Source organism: Paraburkholderia ferrariae NBRC 106233 (assembly GCF_000685035.1).
GTDB classification, from domain to species: domain Bacteria; phylum Pseudomonadota; class Gammaproteobacteria; order Burkholderiales; family Burkholderiaceae; genus Paraburkholderia; species Paraburkholderia ferrariae.
Genome location: NZ_BAYB01000021.1, coordinates 15670 through 32574, shown reverse-complemented (window position 1 = coordinate 32574; position 16905 = coordinate 15670). Strand labels below are relative to the sequence as shown.

General features: G+C 57.1%; 13 protein-coding genes. 5 read left to right on the top strand and 8 right to left on the bottom strand.

Annotated features, from left to right (window positions below):
* Positions 1-165: 165 nt before the first annotated feature.
* Entirely contained in the window at positions 166-819 is a 654-nt protein-coding gene (locus BFE01S_RS44485) for a hypothetical protein (protein ID WP_156967112.1), read from the bottom strand.
* A gap of 309 nt (positions 820-1128) precedes the next feature.
* Here BFE01S_RS44485 and BFE01S_RS44480 point away from each other — a divergent pair, with 309 nt between their 5' ends.
* Positions 1129-1689, top strand: coding sequence for a hypothetical protein (locus tag BFE01S_RS44480; RefSeq protein ID WP_169742654.1), 561 nt, complete (start codon positions 1129-1131; stop codon positions 1687-1689).
* A 181-nt stretch (positions 1690-1870) separates the two neighbouring features.
* Here BFE01S_RS44480 and BFE01S_RS21390 read toward each other — a convergent pair whose 3' ends face one another.
* The 6 genes from BFE01S_RS21390 to BFE01S_RS21360 all read right to left on the bottom strand — a co-directional run bounded on the left by BFE01S_RS21390 (position 1871) and on the right by BFE01S_RS21360 (position 9721).
* A complete protein-coding gene (locus BFE01S_RS21390) occupies positions 1871-2461 on the bottom strand; it encodes a hypothetical protein (protein ID WP_156967110.1) in 591 nt (196 codons plus the stop codon).
* Between the two features lie 83 nt (positions 2462-2544).
* Complete coding sequence (locus BFE01S_RS39590) at positions 2545-3513, bottom strand: AAA family ATPase (protein WP_084170085.1); 969 nt, start codon at positions 3511-3513, stop codon at positions 2545-2547.
* A 67-nt stretch (positions 3514-3580) separates the two neighbouring features.
* Complete coding sequence (locus tag BFE01S_RS21380) at positions 3581-5278, bottom strand: TniQ family protein (RefSeq protein ID WP_156967109.1); 1698 nt, start codon at positions 5276-5278, stop codon at positions 3581-3583.
* A gap of 673 nt (positions 5279-5951) precedes the next feature.
* Positions 5952-6785, bottom strand: coding sequence for a TniQ family protein (locus BFE01S_RS21370; protein WP_156967108.1), 834 nt, complete (start codon positions 6783-6785; stop codon positions 5952-5954).
* 1 nt (position 6786) lies between these two features.
* Positions 6787-7722 carry a TniB family NTP-binding protein gene (locus BFE01S_RS21365; RefSeq protein WP_084170099.1) on the bottom strand — a complete coding sequence of 312 codons (936 nt, stop codon included), beginning with the start codon at positions 7720-7722 and terminating at the stop codon, positions 6787-6789.
* On the bottom strand, positions 7712-9721 hold the full coding sequence (locus BFE01S_RS21360) for an integrase (protein ID WP_245621164.1): 2010 nt from the start codon (positions 9719-9721) through the stop codon (positions 7712-7714). The genes BFE01S_RS21365 and BFE01S_RS21360 overlap by 11 nt, the downstream gene beginning before the upstream one ends.
* A gap of 169 nt (positions 9722-9890) precedes the next feature.
* On the opposite strand from BFE01S_RS21360, the gene BFE01S_RS44475 reads away from it, so the two are divergent.
* On the top strand, positions 9891-10208 hold the full coding sequence (locus BFE01S_RS44475; RefSeq protein ID WP_028227249.1) for a hypothetical protein: 318 nt from the start codon (positions 9891-9893) through the stop codon (positions 10206-10208).
* Positions 10209-10605: 397 nt separating this feature from the next.
* On the opposite strand, the gene BFE01S_RS43260 is transcribed toward BFE01S_RS44475, so the two are convergent.
* Entirely contained in the window at positions 10606-11106 is a 501-nt protein-coding gene (locus BFE01S_RS43260; protein WP_245621163.1) for a helix-turn-helix domain-containing protein, read from the bottom strand.
* Positions 11107-11650: 544 nt separating this feature from the next.
* Between BFE01S_RS43260 and BFE01S_RS21345 the strand changes: the two genes are divergently transcribed.
* The 3 genes from BFE01S_RS21345 to BFE01S_RS39580 are packed head-to-tail and all read left to right on the top strand — an operon-like array spanning position 11651 to position 16894.
* The gene (locus BFE01S_RS21345) at positions 11651-12118 is read left to right on the top strand and encodes a MerR family transcriptional regulator (protein WP_028227248.1); all 468 of its coding nucleotides are present in this window, start codon (positions 11651-11653) and stop codon (positions 12116-12118) included.
* On the top strand, positions 12115-14241 hold the full coding sequence (locus BFE01S_RS43255; RefSeq protein ID WP_052420947.1) for a DNA cytosine methyltransferase: 2127 nt from the start codon (positions 12115-12117) through the stop codon (positions 14239-14241). Before BFE01S_RS21345 ends, BFE01S_RS43255 begins: the two co-directional genes overlap by 4 nt.
* A 16-nt stretch (positions 14242-14257) precedes the next feature.
* A complete protein-coding gene (locus tag BFE01S_RS39580) occupies positions 14258-16894 on the top strand; it encodes a Z1 domain-containing protein (protein ID WP_042338170.1) in 2637 nt (878 codons plus the stop codon).
* The last annotated feature ends 11 nt before the right edge of the window (positions 16895-16905 follow it).

Below are 16905 nucleotides of genomic sequence, written 5' to 3'. Positions count from 1 at the left end.
CAGCATTTTCCTGGCATGTTTCGATGACCACAAGTCGTGTGCCACCTGCTGGTGATGTGAATGCGATCCAGCCGGTTACGTTACATCATGGAACGGATGGAACCGCGCGGAGACACCGCTAACAAGATCCCCGACATCTACACCGCGTCGCGACGTATTTTGGCATCAGTACTTTTGCGACGAAATCAGTCCACCTCGCTCGTCCACGCAGGACGCTTCAAACTGAGTAGCTTGTGTCTGTTTATCTTGAAGTAGACGAGTAAAATCGGGGGTCGGGAGGAAGAAAAAACGCCACCGAACCTGGACAGTCTCGCCACTATCTACGGTAACATTGGGAGCAGGAATTATCTCCGTTGGCCGAAGGTCTTTGTCAACCAGGTAGCTCAGTGATTCATACGCCACCTTTCTTTGAAAGAAATGAATTCTCAGCTTGCAGTCGGAAAGCGAAATGCGCCGCGACGTCGGATTCTGAAATACGAGATCGACGGGATAATAAGGCATTGGCGTTCGAGGGCCCAGCTTTATAGTTCCATCCGGCTCCGGGAACGTAATAGCTAACACCTGATCCATCGATGCCGGCACAACAATCGGATACGAGGTACGTCCCTCAATGCGGATAGTTTCCACCAGCCGGGACTCCTGATACTGCTTATATACTGACCAACCCGCCTGCGCTGTTGACAACGTGAATCCAATGAGCGCGGCGATGGCCACGAGAAGTTTCTTTCCCGTTGACTGTTCGAGCCAGTCGGCGGATTGCTGCCATCGCGATCTTGTTTTAATCGCATTGATTCTACGCGAACGTCCAATCCACTTCATGTTAGATCCTGATAATGGGACGAAAAAACGACGATACGTGGATATCGACACATTCGCACGAAAATTTAGTATTGATTCCCGGCCTTTATTATTAATAAGTGAAAGGTGTGCCGCCTTTGTCGAATAACGATATCCTAGACACTACAAAGGAATTCTAAACAAATCGCCGTTCGCGCTCGCAGTGCACTATCATTCATCCGCGGTAATTTACGCTATCCATCGGGCGATAGCCATGCTGAGTGGATTTGTTGGCTTACAGGTGCAATGGCCGAATAGTTGGCTATCGAACTTAACTTGCAGGAGATCACAATGCGGCACCGTGTCGACCCGAATGACCAGAATTTTCGCGAGCAGCGACTTCCAGATGGCCTGACAGCATCCCAGCAGCGAGCATCGCGCAACCTGCTGTCCGTCATCGCGATCATATCGGTCGTATGCTTGGCGGACTTCGTTCTGCACTGGTCGTCGCCGGATTGGCGCGGGCTGTCACACGGTGTATTCGGCGGAATTATCGGCATATTTCCCTACGTATATCGACTGATGCTCGACGACAATTCGCTAACATTGAACGAACGTGGCCGCGGTCCCGCTCGAGACGGGCATATTGCTTACCTCAGGGGACGTCTCACGATAGGCATTGCGTCGGGATTTGTCATGTCCTCCTTAGCGGCATCCTTCTACCCACATTGCACAAGTGCCTGTCTCGTGGCATTCGGAATCTTGGGGGCATCGTCTCCTCGCATTCTAGAAAATCTCGCCGACACCATCAGCGGCACCAGGCGAGGGACTCGCTCTAAGGAGCACGATAAAAAGTGGGGGAACTGCAGCGAATCCGAAACGGAAGAGAAAAGCGACGCTGTCATTCAATGACCGGCTACCGCGGACACAGTGTCGTCGCCTCCTATCAAACATGAATCGCTGCGCATGCCAGCAGAGAGTTCGCAGCAAGGAAACCGCCCCGAACGGCAGGATCGAAAAACAATGCTCAGATTTACTCGCGCTGTCCGTTTTGGGATATGGGCTGGGTTGAGAGCAGTCCGTCGGTTGCCGTTTATTCCATGAGTTCTCCGGCAAACACCCGCCAGTCCTCGAACCGAGCCAGCGACAGATGCGGCGCTCCACCGTCCCGGATCAAACTCGCAACCGGCGCGAATCGCTCTAGAAACGCATGCAGCAGTACGCCAGGTAAGGCGTCAAGAACAAGGAAATCGGGAATGTCGATCTCTTCGCCTCTGGCCGGATAATCGAGGCGCCCATCGCCATACGCCTGAATATGCGCGTGGCTCATCAGGACAAACCGTTCACCCCCTTCGATCATGGCTTCGATCGACATGTCGCGTGGTTTGTCCAGGGGACATCTACGCCACCCCTTCATCTGGGAGCTGACGGTGGACACGCCTCGCTTGACGCCCCACTTTTCTGTCTGCGGCTGCCCCTCGGCGGGATCGGCTTCGAGATGATCCAGGCGCAGCATAAAAGCGTCGAAAGCCGCGTCAGTTTTCTGGGAGAAGCTCTCAAATTTCTCCTCGAGTACGCGCAATCTTGGTTCCGTTGACCGATCAGATTTTGCATCTGTCGAAGAGCTCGAGATCAGCTCTTCTGTTTCAATGTTTTCCAGCACTTCATTTAGTGGCTTGTCCATGGACGTCGCCTCCTCATCGGCATTTCATGTCCGGTACGCTCGTGGGCCTGTGCCCATAGCGGCCTGGCAATCGCGCATGCCCATCAGATAAATCCCATGCGTGCGCCTGTTCGTTCACGCCTCACCTCTGAAATCATGTCCGCCGTGAGCAGGCCACCATTGCTCAAAGCCTTGCCGATCATCGTGCGCAGCAATCGATCAACATCCCGACCGCTCTCCAGCACGACCAACAACGCTTCCCGGACCGACTCAGGCAAGTCCGGGGCCATGAGCTCCTGAACACCAGGATGAGTCTCCAGCAATTGCCTGTACATCCGGCCAATCAGGATCACCATCTCATCTGCGTCAAGCGGGCGGATCTCGAAGACATTGAAGCGCGATCGTAGTGGGGTGGTTAGCCGGTCAATATCGTTCGCCGTGGCAATCCAGTTGATATGTGCAGCATTGATATGCACGTCCGGGAAGGAGGCGTCGGAGAACTGCGTGGCGGTGCGCCGCTCCAGTAACGTGTACAGGCTCGAAAGGGGATCAAAGTGATATGAACTTGTCTTGTCTATTTCATCCAGCACAATGACAGGATTGATCACAGGACTGCGCACCAGCAGTTTAAACACGGCACCCGGTTGCGTATTGCTCCAGTATGTTTCACTCCCGCCGAGGAACGCATGTGTCTGCCGGTTGTTCATTGCCACGACATCGATGGGCAGTCCCAGCACCCGGGCCAGCTCGATGCAGAAAGTGGTCTTGCCGGTACCAGCGGGCCCGACCAGCAGGATTCGCTGATAATCGAGCCCATGTCCGATAGCAGAGGCAAAGGCGAGCTCAGCCTGAATCCAGCTAATTACGCCGTCGAAGTTGGGATGGTGTTGTGCGAGTTCGCTGAGTCCGGCGCTGACTGTATCGCTGCCTCGCGCACCGAAGGTTTTTACAGCATGCTGGATCAACGGCGTCATCCAGCGCTTGGTCCGGGGACTATCGTCCTTATCGGATGCATTGCCTCGCGTCAAAATACCAATCACTTCACGAAGATTCAGAAAATCCGGTGGTTGCATGACTCCTCCAGATGGTTAGCGCGGTATCGAAAACGACTTGTTCACAGGAATCCTGATTGATTTACACTCATGTGCCACGCTCCGTTTTCCGGCGATCCGGCGCGACGGTACTCCTGCGAACCCAGTACTGCCGCCCGCCATCGACCTTGGGCCCGGAGACGATTTCAATGCCGTGCCGCATGGCCCACTCGGGCGCTTTGCGAGCGGATATTCCCATTGCGTTTGCGATGGTGGCCAGAGGCATGAACTGTTCATCAAACTCCCTCAGGTCATCAACAACACGCGCCGCCCGGCGCCCCAATGTGCAGGTCCGTGTCCTGAGAAGCCCTGCATTGACAAGGTGGTACATCACTTCCTGCTTCACGCGGAGCCGACTGGCCGCTTCAGCAATGGATATCGAGCGTTCGGGCGCGACCGAATTCTGGACAACGGCGATGACATCGCTGCGCTCGGCGAACATGTTCCGCAATGTCGGCCTGCCGTCGCCGTTGAACAGAAGCCGCACCGTGCCGGCCATGACACCATCGAAGAATGACGCCGATGCCTCGACGGAAACGTGGAAACGCAAGGCCTCGGCCAGGCTGACCGGGTTCTCAAGCGCCGTTGAGTTTCGAGCGCACGCTGTCGCGATATCACGGAGCAGACGGTCGACGGACCGGGTGTCGATCCATCCACCGCGCGAAGTAATCAGCCCTGCCTTCGTCAGCGCCTGAACACGTCTGCACGACATCCCGGCGTAGCGGGCTGCGGCCTTCAGGGTGGCGAACGAATGCCGATCTGTCTGAAGGCGGAGCAGGTGCTCGTCGCCAATCGCGAATTTACGCCGCCCGGCTCTGGTTCGTCTGACCGGCGCGGATTCGCCCGTCTGCGCAAGCATTCTGGCAATGCCCGGATTTCGTACCTTCGGCCGGCCATACGGCTCGCCGCAAACCTGACCCGCGCAGCCCTTTCTTTCCCACAGTACCGGGAATCCAGCGCGCGACGAGTTCGCAACGTATGCGCCCAACAGATCCAGCATCCAGCTACGCTCCGTCTCGTTCAGCTGCTTGCGCAGCATTGCGAGTAATTGCGGAAAGGCTTCCGAAAACAGAGGAACGCTATTCGTGCCGAGCTGCGGAACGCGCAGACGGTCAAACATCTCGAAGCACGCCTCCGAATCCGCAATCAGCGACGCTCCGGCGGTCACAAGAAGTCGTTCGACGTCCTCCGTTCGACGTGAAGCCTTCTTCAATGGCTTGCCGTGAAGCCCGTATTGCGAGAGCGCCCCGAGGTAACGGGCTACGTTCCAGCGCTCGCCATCAGAAAGCGATGCAGAACTCGATATGGTCTGTTCATCAACCAGTGTCAGGACTTCGTCAGAAAATGGGTGAGTGGCCGCCTCATGTAATGGTGCCCCGCATTTGCAAAGGCTGAAGCGAACCTGCTTCCAGTGCAACATCCGGTTGCAGGCAGTACACGTCGAGGTGAGCCAGCAGCGATGTTCCAGGCATGCGGCCGTGCCGGAATACCATGTTTCGCGCCAGTAGGCCCCGGCGTCGGCCAGGCAATGCGGACACCAGCGGGCGATACCGTGAGCCTTGGGCAAACCGGAATCCGGACCGTCCAGCCAGCCTGGGTTGGACAGCCCGTTTGCAAACGCGACCCGCAGGCGATAGCCGGGGAAGCTCTCGCCCGGGAGTGCTGCGGGTCGTACCAGGAGCCGCCCGGTAAACAGGGTGGCTCCCCGACTGCGCCAGCTCTCGCCATGAATTGACCGGGTGCTCATTCTGGCAGGAGCAAAAATTGTTGCGACACCTCTTTCCCTCGGGCCCGCCGGGTAGCTGCGCTCCTCTGGAACCTGCGCAGGTGTTCAATTGCCGTCCAGTCGACAAGGTACGCAGACAAGCCCGGATTTTCTGGCCAGCGGAAGATGGGAAATTTGCCACCCAACACCTCCTTCAACACCTCGCGTGAGCTTGAGATATCGCGACCACCCCACTGCAGCCATATACCGAATAACGGTTTCAGACATGCGGTGTTGATCGGACAAGGTTGAGACAGCGCGTCGAGCCGGCGAGACAGGTCGGCTAGATGTGCCCGATAGAAATACGTCCACCCTCTGGCTCGCTGTGGCTGCAACAACCCCGAATTGACCAAGGTGGCGTACTCGTGCCGCGTGATGCATAGCTCGTTCATCACCTGCTCGCGGGTCACGATGGATGCGTACCACCTCCGACCCGCGTCCACTTCGGGAAGCGAAAGATATCGGTGGCGCTTTCTACCATGCTCGACAGTGATAGAACCGGGGCAGATATTCTCCGCGATGACATGCCTGAGAACGTGTCTGGTACATCCGATGAGCGAAGTAGCCTTTTCGAAGCTGACGTACCCATCGGGAACGTTCCGGTCCGGATGGAGTTCCCCTCTGGTTTGCGGCGTCACACTCTTGCCACCCTCCATCAAGAGGCGCCTTCGCAAATCCGAAATCGGTAGACGCGAAAGGCATGTGGGCCTCTGGGCTTCATCAAGCAGCATGCGGCGTAGTCGTGCAAGCGCTGCATCGCGATGTGGGGGGCGGTGATCTGCCTCAGAAAGTCGCCAATACAGTTCGAGTCGGGGGCGACGGTGAACTGGTACTTCGCAGCCAATCCGGCCAGACGGGTTGAGCGCGGAGCGTCAATGGGCAATAAGTCCGACTCCGGTGTGGCGTACGCAATGGCATCGAGCAACGCCTCCAGAAACAGGACATAGACAAGATGTTCGAACGCGCCGGACGGGTCACCCTGAACAACCAACTGCTCGAAGCCGGACCACATTCGCTCGACGTGCTCCCGCTCTCCAGGCATTGGGCACACAGCCCCCTCCCAGAGCTGTTCGTCAGAGACATCGGTGACGAAGTACTTACCATCCTGCTTATAGCCTCGCGTCATGACGCGTTCGGCGAGATTGTCCTTCAGACGGATTTGGTGAAGTGTGCAAACCTCGAATACCGTGAGGCGCCAGCGCGAACGAATATGTCTGGACTCGACCATACATGCCGGGCAATACCAGATTTTGTTCACTCTGGTGACGACGCTCCATCTAGGCAGTGGGGTGTCACTCCACACCGGATACCCATCAGATTTGCTCGACGCTGTGACGGGAAGCATCGGACGAAAACGCTCGATGTCACTTAGCCTCGGACGAGGAATGCCATTTGCCCTCGCGACACGGAAGAGATACGTTTCGGTCCATTCGTCTGGAAGACGCTTGGGGCGGCACAGCGGTAGAGGGGAAGCAGCGCAGATCGTCATTTCATCGCTCCACAGGGGCAAAAGGTTCACCGGCCTTCACAAGTGGCAACCCGTCGAATTTCCTGTGAAACGGATTACGCTTGTCCGGCGCGCCCGGATAGATAACCGTACGAAAGGCCTCAGCCAGGATGCCATCTGTCAATCGAGGCTGGGGCTCGCGGTAGGCAAGCTCCACCGCCCGCACAAGGAGTCGACGGATATCGCGTAGACGCCCATCGGTTGCGAATGCGAACTGGTGAGCCATGACAGCGCCCGAAATATCCAGCGCGGGCAGTTCCCGCAGATGCTCTTTGAAAGCCCTGAGCGCACCACGAAACTCCAGCTCCGCGGAACCTTCGACAGAAAATCTCTCGATTTCGATGACCTCCCGAAACCGGCTGCGCAATTGGTCATTTTTTTCAAGGAGTCGCAAGGTTCTCGGAACGCCGGCGAGCACGAAAGACACCCGCGTCGCGTCGACCAGCCGTTTGAGCCAGTCCGCCGCTACGTGATGTGTTTTCTCGCCGCCCGAATCAATCAGGTGATTGACCTCGTCGATGATCACCAGCCGTACCCGGCACAGCTTGATGAGGTGGAGAAGTCTGTAGGTCAGGTCGACCTCTTTGCCGACGTCACACTTTGGATCACCCAGCGCCCTGAGGATCGCGCTCGCGAGCGCCCTTGGGGTGGGTGATGGGCCGATTGCGACATAAAGGACCGGCACTTCCGTGAGCTCTTCATGCTCGATGACCGGATGCTCATCCCGATATTTGACGAGCAGGGTCGATTTTCCGACGCCTGACTCACCAAGCAGCGTGAGATGTTCCGGCTCCTCATTAGTACATCGGTAGTTATACAAACGGTCCATCGAGTCCAGGATATGCGTGATGTGGGGGAACTTGATGAAACTCGTCCGCATATCCCGAACCGTTTTGCCTGAAGCAGCGTTATTTTTCATGGCCCACCTCATCGTTCACAGATTCAATGTCGAATACAGGAAGTTCATCCGAACTGGGCGCCAATGGGGAACGCAAAGCGCGGATCTGCGACGTGGCGACACCGGATTGCGGGCGATTGCGGGATTTCGAGGCGACATGGGCTTGACGTGCGCCCCTGCGTCGCACGCTGAGCTTCTTGGATTGCATGGCTTCGTTGCTCATGTCGCGGATGACCTCCTCACCATGTGCACGAGTGCGCTGGTGGGTGTCGGAAGCCTTGTGCAGCTTTCTGAACAACCGGGCTTGCTCGCGCGTCAGATTGTTGTACCGCTCATCGGTGTTGTAGGCCTGGATATACTCTTCTTCGATTTCGTTCCAGACCCAGATGAAACCCACGTTTTCATAGGGAGCCTTGATTTTCACCGTCGGCTTGACCGGCAACATTCGACGCAACATAAGCAACTCTGAAGATACGTAACGAAAACTGTCGAAATCGATTCCATAATGTTGAAGCTCGCGTTCCGCGTATTCGCCAAATTCGATACTGAGATCCGCGGCATTGCATTTAAGCTGGGGCGGATGTGCTGAGGCGCTCTCATTCCATACGTCCAGCGGCGTACGCCCGGACAGACCGCGATGAGGCCTGCGGTGATAGACCATGGTGATCCAGATGTGGATCATTTCATTGAGTTTGTCGAAGGTAAGGCAGGCTTCGTCTTCGGCCTTGAAGCCTATGCGCTGGTGAGCTTTTGCGAGGGTCGTGCCGGGGAGTTTGTGAACAAAGTAGTAGTTCAGCGTCTTCAGAAATCGCTCGACAAAGGGCTTGTCGTTCGGATCTCGCGATGCGGCGTATTCGCAGATCACCCCCAGGTTCATCAATCCGTCAATGATGGCAACGGCGTGGAACTCCCGGCCGTTATCCATGAGCAGACGGTCGAACCAGCCGTAGCACGGCCATTCCAGCGAGAGCTCGGGAAACCGTTCTCGCAGGTAACTTTTCGGCAGCATCGCGTGCCGAAGCGCCTCGAACACGGCATGGACGCCGTGTCCCGCGGAGCTCAGGCAAAAACCGAGAACACATCGGGAAAACCGGTCGAACACGATGGTGATGGTCGGTCGGTCGATGGTCCTTCCGCTGGCATCCGTGTACATGACGTCGAGCGGCGTGTGGTCGATCTCGACGAGTTCCAGGATTCGGGAGACGTGCCGGGCGCGGGATTGGTCGGCGAACCTGCGCTGGGCTTCGCGCTCGCCGTAACGCGCCACAGCGCGATCGAACGCAGGGACACGCGCGATGCGCCGCTCAATGGTTCGAAGCCCTGGAACCTTGAGCCACTCCGACTCGATACGGGTGGTGTTTAGTCGCTGGATGTCGAGGAACACGGCGTTATGAACATCCTCAGCCGTTCCTCGCTTGCTGCTCAGGAAGGCCGTTTCGATTCTTTCGTGGATGATCGCTTCCACCACAGGATCCAGCCTTGACTGGTCCTTGCCACCACGAGCGTCTGTTTGGCCAAGCAGCGCGCGGATATCCAACTGCGCGATGCGGTACCGGCGACGCCAGCGGTATACCGTTGTCTCATGGGGTGGTTTCGGATCGGTCAGATCATTAGCGACCTTGCGTATTGCGCCACGCAGTACATGTCGAGAATGACCAAACGCACCCAGTCGCTCGAGCATGACGAGATAATTCGCACGCCGACGTGTTCCGGTGTCACCTTGGGTGTCAGGGTATTGCAGGGTGCCCGCTTCGAGGCTGCCGCCAATCGCATTGTTCATCGGCGGCCGTCGATATAGCCTGGAGTTGGCAGTTCTCAGATATCCGCGGACATACTCCTCCAGAAGATCTGCTTCATGGTGGCTGGAATACTCTCCAGTCTCGACGTTTTCAAGTTGGGCGACACCATTCTGGGTACGAATGTGGCGGTACTTCCCCTCGCCGCGAAAAACGATCTGTTCTTTCGTGAAGTTGGCCATGTCGGTGCCCCCATTATCGAACAGGGACAGGCAGTAAATCATCGGGATCGCGTTTCATGATCCGATGAAGCAGATCGTCACACTCGCGCTTCGCACTTTCCCATTTCTCGCGCATTTCGGCGGAAGGCGAGCTTCCGTTTTCCGGATCCCAGAGCGCCGCGTTGACGCCGGGACGATATCTGCCGCGCGCGGGACGTACGGAGAGGAGTAGTTGAAGCCTCTCCGGGAGATCATTTGCAATGAGGTCGCTGCGCAGGACGATACAAAAACGATGTCCGCATTGCCGAAGATGCTTCGCCGCACTCTTCAGCCGGATGATCTCTCGAGAGTGTTTGACGAGTGCCGCGTCGTCCTTGATCTCCAGGAACGTATGGCCACTGTCTGTCTCGATTTTGACGTCAGGCGTATAACGTCGCGGGCGCTCGTCGTGCAGATATTCAAAACCTGCGGCTGCGTTGAGATCGACCTGACGGATGGGGCGACCTCCAGCACCAGCAATGCTCTCGCTTCGTTAAGGCTATCAAACTGAGCAAGCCTTTCTGATTTGCGGGTGGGGAAGGTGCCGCGCACGCCGCGACCAGAGACAGTCACGATGCGGCGCGGTCGGCGAGGTGAAGGAGGGCTTGCTAAAGTTTGAGAAAATTTGGGCACGAGTTCTCTCCGTCGCGTCCGCTGAAGACGCTTACGTTTCGAAAATGACTCCCCCTCCGACACTAACCAGTCGGAATAAGCCCGGGCAACGGGCGAGCGATGCCACGGACTCGATCACGAATGTTCGAATCCCGAGGGAATAGAAATCGCAGGCGAAAGGAAGCTCTTGACGCTGAAGTCAGATCGGTGGAGACTCGGCTTTGTCTAGGAGTCGAACCGCTACCGGTTCTGATCGAACGAGCGCTACGGGCCTGCGGGTTCGTGGCGCTTTTTCGTTACATGGAACCTCCTTGAGTAGAAGTGGAGCTTTCTGCCCGCACTATGCGCCTCCCCCGAGTGAGCGCAGCATGAATTGCTGCAAACGCTCCCATATCTTCATCTGAGAGACTGACGTCTAATGCCAAGGCTTGAAGCACTTCATGCTTCCGAGTCGAGATTTCGGCTGGCAATCGGAAAATGCGTTGCGATTTGCGCGCAACCGCAACTAATGAACGACTGAGTTCATCCGTGAGTTCTAGCGCCACGGACATCATTTCCAGGAATTGTTCGCCGTCTGGCGTCCGCTTTCCTGTTTCCACCGCGCTTATGTAGGTGTCGTCCACGCCAATACGTATCGCCAGCGCAGTCTGGGTGAGCCCCAAAATTTTCCGCCTAGCTCGAATGAAGTCGCCGAGCGCACTCATAGAACCCGTCTCGCAATTTTTGACTATGAATGCGGTGAGCGTAGCCGGATTTGCGTCCTTTGGCAAAATTTGATCTATATATTTTTTTTGCATCAATTCCGATACAAACTCATCTTACGCAGATCTATTCTTTTCAATGCTATTAAATAGACTTTTTTGCAATCGAAGGGTGGCAACATACAGAAGCTTGTTTTATTCGAAGCCGTGGCGACCGCATTCGTTTGATTCATGTCCACCTTTCGGACAAACCTAGCGCACGGTGTCGGGAACGTGGGCAAGGGGATCGACTCCGCGGCCATCGAACTCCGCGATGGACGTCTGTCGGAATTCAGATGGCACAGAACAGGTCCGTGTGGTTGGTGTTTTAAGCAAAATTCAATGCCCTGGGGCCCGTGCAGCAAACTCATGTACCAGTCGAACTGGTAAGTGGAACGGGGTGAGCTGCGACAATAGTGCGGAGGTAGCACTAGTCTGTTGGCACCGACCATGCGGCGCAACAATTGGACAGTAGCCCTGCGTACCTCCCGAGACCTGGGCGGGTTTAGATCGCCTGCCGCGCGCGTAACTCATAGATGTGAAGGGCGCCAACACTTTAAATTGTTGCCGGCAACAAGATAAATGAGCATAAAATATCAAAATGCTCAAACTGACCCCACAACAGGTTTCGGAGGTGGCACAGCTACCCGACCAGACGCTCCGGCACTGGAGGAAGGTGTTGCCCCCGCTCGTAGGTTTAAACGGATACGCGGCTTGCTTCTCGCCGGGCGACGCGTTGGCCCTTCTGGTCGTGCGACACCTTGTTAAGACAATGGGTATCAGCGTTGCCACGCTCGCGCCAGCCTCGACCGATCTGTTCTCGCTTTGCCGCAGTACGAGCTGGCCGCTTCTGACCGACCGTCAGTTAATCGTCGACGTCCAGAGCGGCTCGGTGCGCGTACTCGATCGGGACGCGAACTTTATAACGCCGCTGATCGTTATTCCCATGCGCACCTTTGCCGAACAATTGCAGTCAGCATGGGCCAGCAGTTTCCCGTCCGACGACCAGCTTTCACTTCAATTTCCGTTGTCCATTGACACATCTCCAGCACGGATAGCAAACGCATGACACAGTTAGCGCTGGATAGATCAGCTCATCGCGCCGCACCGGCGCTTTCCACGCAGATTCTCGATGGCGTGGGTGCCGTGACCGACGAATTCGGCCCCATCTGGATCGTCGAGGAGGTCGCGGGCCACTTGCGCAGCACCAGCAAAACGCGCGAGCCTGCGACTCTGCGCCTTTACCGGCTCGAAGGGGACACGCTGTCGTCACTTCACGAACTGGCTCTTGACCAAGAGGGGTCGCGCGTCGACCTAGTCATGTCGCTACTCGCACGCGCGAAGGCGACCATGGGAGTACTTGTTTGCAGCCACCGCACGGCCTCCGCCGTGCAGCTTGCCGCGCGCCTTGAAGCTGACGCGGTACGTTTGCACTACGTGCTGGAAGTCGAAGCAACGCGCCGGCTCGCCTTCGCTCGCGCACGCGAAGGCGAGCGCAATGTGACTGCCAGGGAGCGCGCAAAGACCGCCAGTTGGCTGCCTGTTGCGCTAAGCCGTCCGGCAGGCAACAGCGAATGCTTCGCGGCTAACCTTGGGAAGGCAAAACTAGGTGAAGTAGAAGATCTGACGTGCTTCTCCCTTTCAATCGGCGGAATTCAGGGCTACAGCCGCGGCATGCTGACCGGCGTCACGTCGCTCCAATTGGACGACACGCTCAAAAAATTAGCACAGCTGCTTGCGTGGACACGCTGGATCCGTCTTGCCGTCAGGCGTGCAAACCGTCAGCGGCAAGTGCCAACATCGTCCACGAGCGTCTTTGCCGATGAGGCACGTTCAAAGCCGGCAACTGTTGATATCTCTTTCAGGGCAAACCGGCGAACTGCAGAAGGTCGCGACAAGCGGGATGCCCAGCAACGCTCATTGCTCCCCGATCGCCCCCTGAACCTCAAGCGCCGTCTGACTCAGGGAAAGAGAATCCTCAACGTGGTCGAACTGTTCGCTGGTGCCGGCGGCATGGGCCTAGGCTTTCTGGGGGCACACGGGTCCGGCGGACGTGGTTACCGGATCACGGGTTCGGCAGAAATTCAGCCGATTTACACTCAGACACTAAGACAGAACCACGCCTACATGCAGTCCACTGGTCTAGTGCGACCTGGATCTACGCCCGCCGAGTACGCCCCAATGGACCTCTGCTCTAGACAGGTCCGCGAGCGACTGGAGTCGATGGCAAGGACGCAGGGAGATGTCGACGTACTCATTGGTGGCCCGCCCTGTCAAGGATTTTCAAGCGCAAACAGAAACAGCTGGTCCAGTTCGAATCCAAATAACCGGCTGGTAGACGCTTTCCTCGATTGTGTGCAACACATGGCGCCGAAAGTCCTGCTCATGGAAAACGTTCAGGGCATTCTGTGGACGCCGCGCGACGAAAGCTCGTCTGACCTAAGCGTGGCTGCTCACGTACTTGAACGACTGGGAGCGATGGGATATCAGGTGTTTCCTAAGCTGCTTGATGCAGTCTGGTACGGCGCACCGCAGAACCGCAATCGTTTCTTTCTGCTCGGAATTCATACGGACCTTGGCTACAGCAACGAAGAGTTCGGAGCATGGGGCCCCTTTCCGAAACCGACGCATGGGCCGGGCACGGGCAAGGCATTTGTCACGGTTCGGGACGCTATCGCCGATCTGCCCAAACTGGGCAACGGCGACGAAATCGATGAGCGACCATATGTGAGTGATGAGGCACGGCTCTCGCAGAACGCATTTCTGCAGGCGATGCGTGCAGGCGCGCCAGCGGACACCATCTGGGACCATGTGACTTCGCGCCACGCGGACTATGTCATCGAGCGCTATCGGGCAATACCGCAGGGCAAGAACTGGCAGGCCGCGCGAGAGCTTATGACAAACTATGCAGACGTGGAGCGTACGCACAGCAATATCTACAGGCGGCTTGCCTGGAGTGAGCCCGCGATTACGATTGGGCACTACCGTAAGAGCATGTTGATTCATCCGTCCCAGCATCGGGGACTGTCGCTGCGCGAAGCTGCGCGCCTGCAGTCTTTTCCCGACTGGTTCCGTTTTGCAGGCACACCGACAGGTGCCGCCGGTGGTCTGATGCACAAACAACAGCAGCTAGCAAACGCTGTCTGTCCGAGCGTCACCAAGGCAGTTGCTGAATTCATTCTCGACCTGTAACTGGGAGGACTGCTATATGCCACTGAGTAATGGACCCGATGACCAGATCGGCCTCATGGCGGAGCAAATTTTTGACGCAGTGCGGGCCGGCCGTACGCCTGAAGAAGCTGCTGCGCGCCTTGCGGCGTTTGCGAAAGCGGACCTTGTGGAGCAGGCGCTGCAACGATACCGCGACGCCGCCCGGCGCGTCTGGACGATGAAGGAACCGGGCAGTATCCATAAAAAGCATTTCGACCCATGGTACCTGGGCCCCGATCCGTCCGACCGGTTGTGGCATTCCTATGCGAAATATCTCCGCGAAAAGGGTTGGAGCGAAGACACCATCAAGGATATCGACGATGCATCGACGCGCATTGTCTCGCTGATGGACCCACCACAGAAGGCACAGATCCGAACCCGTGGACTTGTCATCGGATATGTGCAGAGTGGCAAGACGGCGAGCTTTACCGCGGTGGTCGCGAAGGCGGCCGATGTCGGCTACCGGTTCATCATCGTGCTGGCCGGGCTCAACAACGTTCTGCGCTATCAAACACAGATGCGGATCGACGAGGATCTGATCGCGGCAAACCCCGAACACTGGATCACCGTTACCGACACTGAAGACGACTTCAATGCGAATCGGAATGTCAATTCTTTCCTGACTGACAGGCACGCAACGAAGGTTCTAGGGGTCGTCAAGAAAAACAGCAGCCGGCTCACCCGCCTTCACAAGTGGCTTACGGGCGCGCGCCCGGAAGTGCTGCGGAGCTGCCCAGTTCTGATCGTCGACGACGAGGCCGATCAGGCAAGCCCCAATGCACACCCGGATCCGGAAGAGCGAACCAAGATCAACAAGCTGATCGTCAAGCTGCTGATGGACCTTCCCAAGGCGGCTTACGTCGGCTATACGGCAACGCCCTTTGCCAATCTGCTCATCGATCCGACGACACCCGAAGACCTATATCCGAGCGACTTCATCGTCGACTTGCCCAAAGGCAAAGGATATTTCGGTGCTGAAGAGATCTTCGGGCGCGCGCCTATTGATGAGGATGATGAGCCCGTCGACGGACTCGACGTGTTTCGGCAGGTGCCGGACGACGAGGTGCCGTTGCTGAAGCCGCCCAGCCGCGAAGCACGCTTCAACTTTGCAATTGAGATTACGCCAACGCTTCGGCAAGCGATGCTCTACTTCTGGATGGCGACGGCTGCGCGATATGCGCGTGGCCAGCGGTCGAAGCACGCCTCGATGCTCATCCATACGACCCAGTATGCCGCTGTGCATCTGAATTCGAAGCCGGTTCTCGAGAGCTTCCGCGACGCATTGCGTCCGTTGCTTGACAAGGGCTCGGCGCAGCTTCTTGATGAACTCAAGAAGCTGTGGACGAGCGAGCAGGCGAAGCTGTCTGCAGAGACGTTTGGCGAACGCCCGATCCCGTTTGAGGAAGTGCTCGCACATCTGCCAACGGTAGTACAACTCACCGAGGTCAAGGTGGAAAACGGCAAGAGCCCGACGCTCGACCGCGTGGACTACGAGGTAGACTCCGAAGGCAATGGCCGGGTGTACATCGTAATCGGCGGCAACGTGCTGTCGAGAGGTTTGACACTCGAGGGCTTGACCGTCAGCTTTTTTGTGCGGTCTGCGTCCGCCTACGACACGTTGCTCCAAATGGGCCGGTGGTTCGGCTATCGACCTGGGTATGCCGACCTCCCACGGGTCTGGACAACCAAGGAGCTTCGTGACTACTTCTACGATCTTGCCAGCGTCGAAAAGGAGATTCGGTCCGATATTACGCATTACAAGAGCGGAGCGATAACGCCGCTCGACTTTGCCGTACGCATCCGCACACATCCTGCGTTAGCCGTTACGGCAAAACTCAAGATGCAGCACGCGGTAAAAGCCAAGATGGCATACAACGCACGTGAGGTGCAAACGATCGTGTTCCGGCACGAGGATAAGGACTGGCTTGATACCAACATCAAGGCGGTTCGAGATCTCGTACAGGACATGACGGTAGCCGGCATCCAGCCAACGACGCTCGCGGGAAAGCCTCACCACGTGTTTCGCGGCGTACCTGTGTCGATGATCATGGATTTCCTCACTCGCTATGCCATCGATCCGAGCAACAGTGAAATGGAAGCGGCATTGCTGCGCGGTTATATTTCTGCTCAGAACAAGCGAGGGCACATCACCCGATGGTCAGTGGCCGTCGCGACACGCGCTAACCCACGGCCCGAACTGGGAACGATCGATCTGGGAGCGGGTCTCGAGGTGCCACTGGTCAACCGCGCGCGCTTTTTGCGCGACAGGAACCCGGAGGTCGTGGACATCAAGGCCCTGATGTCTGAAACAGACGTAGCAGCTGATGTTCCTGTACCGGCTTCTGAGCTACGCAATCGCGACCGGGAGGCGCTCAGGCAGTTGCGCAATGAGCACGCCGCCGATCGAGGGCTCCTCATCATCTATCCCATCAGCAAAGACTCGCAGCCCAACCCTGACAGTAAGTTCAGGGCGCCGCTGGGGGCCGTACAGCACGTCATGGGCATTGCACTTGCATTCCCCGATGTGCCGCAGGAGGACCTCACGCCACAGGACTACGTAACTGTCGAGTTGCCTGATACAGGTGCCGAACTGATCGACATAGACGATCTGGAAGACATGGGCGAAACCGAATAACCATAGACAAA

Excerpts from the sequence above, each read along its gene's own strand:
- BFE01S_RS44485 (WP_156967112.1), bottom strand. The coding sequence starts at position 819 with ATGAAGTGGATTGGACGTTCGCGTAGAATCAATGCGATTAAAACAAGA.
- BFE01S_RS44480 (WP_169742654.1), top strand. The coding sequence starts at position 1,129 with ATGCGGCACCGTGTCGACCCGAATGACCAGAATTTTCGCGAGCAGCGA.
- BFE01S_RS21390 (WP_156967110.1), bottom strand. The coding sequence starts at position 2,461 with ATGGACAAGCCACTAAATGAAGTGCTGGAAAACATTGAAACAGAAGAG.
- BFE01S_RS39590 (WP_084170085.1), bottom strand. The coding sequence starts at position 3,513 with ATGCAACCACCGGATTTTCTGAATCTTCGTGAAGTGATTGGTATTTTG.
- BFE01S_RS21380 (WP_156967109.1), bottom strand. The coding sequence starts at position 5,278 with ATGAGCACCCGGTCAATTCATGGCGAGAGCTGGCGCAGTCGGGGAGCC.
- BFE01S_RS21370 (WP_156967108.1), bottom strand. The coding sequence starts at position 6,785 with ATGACGATCTGCGCTGCTTCCCCTCTACCGCTGTGCCGCCCCAAGCGT.
- BFE01S_RS21365 (WP_084170099.1), bottom strand. The coding sequence starts at position 7,722 with ATGAAAAATAACGCTGCTTCAGGCAAAACGGTTCGGGATATGCGGACG.
- BFE01S_RS21360 (WP_245621164.1), bottom strand. The coding sequence starts at position 9,721 with ATGATTTACTGCCTGTCCCTGTTCGATAATGGGGGCACCGACATGGCC.
- BFE01S_RS43260 (WP_245621163.1), bottom strand. The coding sequence starts at position 11,106 with ATGCAAAAAAAATATATAGATCAAATTTTGCCAAAGGACGCAAATCCG.
- BFE01S_RS21345 (WP_028227248.1), top strand. The coding sequence starts at position 11,651 with ATGCTCAAACTGACCCCACAACAGGTTTCGGAGGTGGCACAGCTACCC.
- BFE01S_RS43255 (WP_052420947.1), top strand. The coding sequence starts at position 12,115 with ATGACACAGTTAGCGCTGGATAGATCAGCTCATCGCGCCGCACCGGCG.
- BFE01S_RS39580 (WP_042338170.1), top strand. The coding sequence starts at position 14,258 with ATGCCACTGAGTAATGGACCCGATGACCAGATCGGCCTCATGGCGGAG.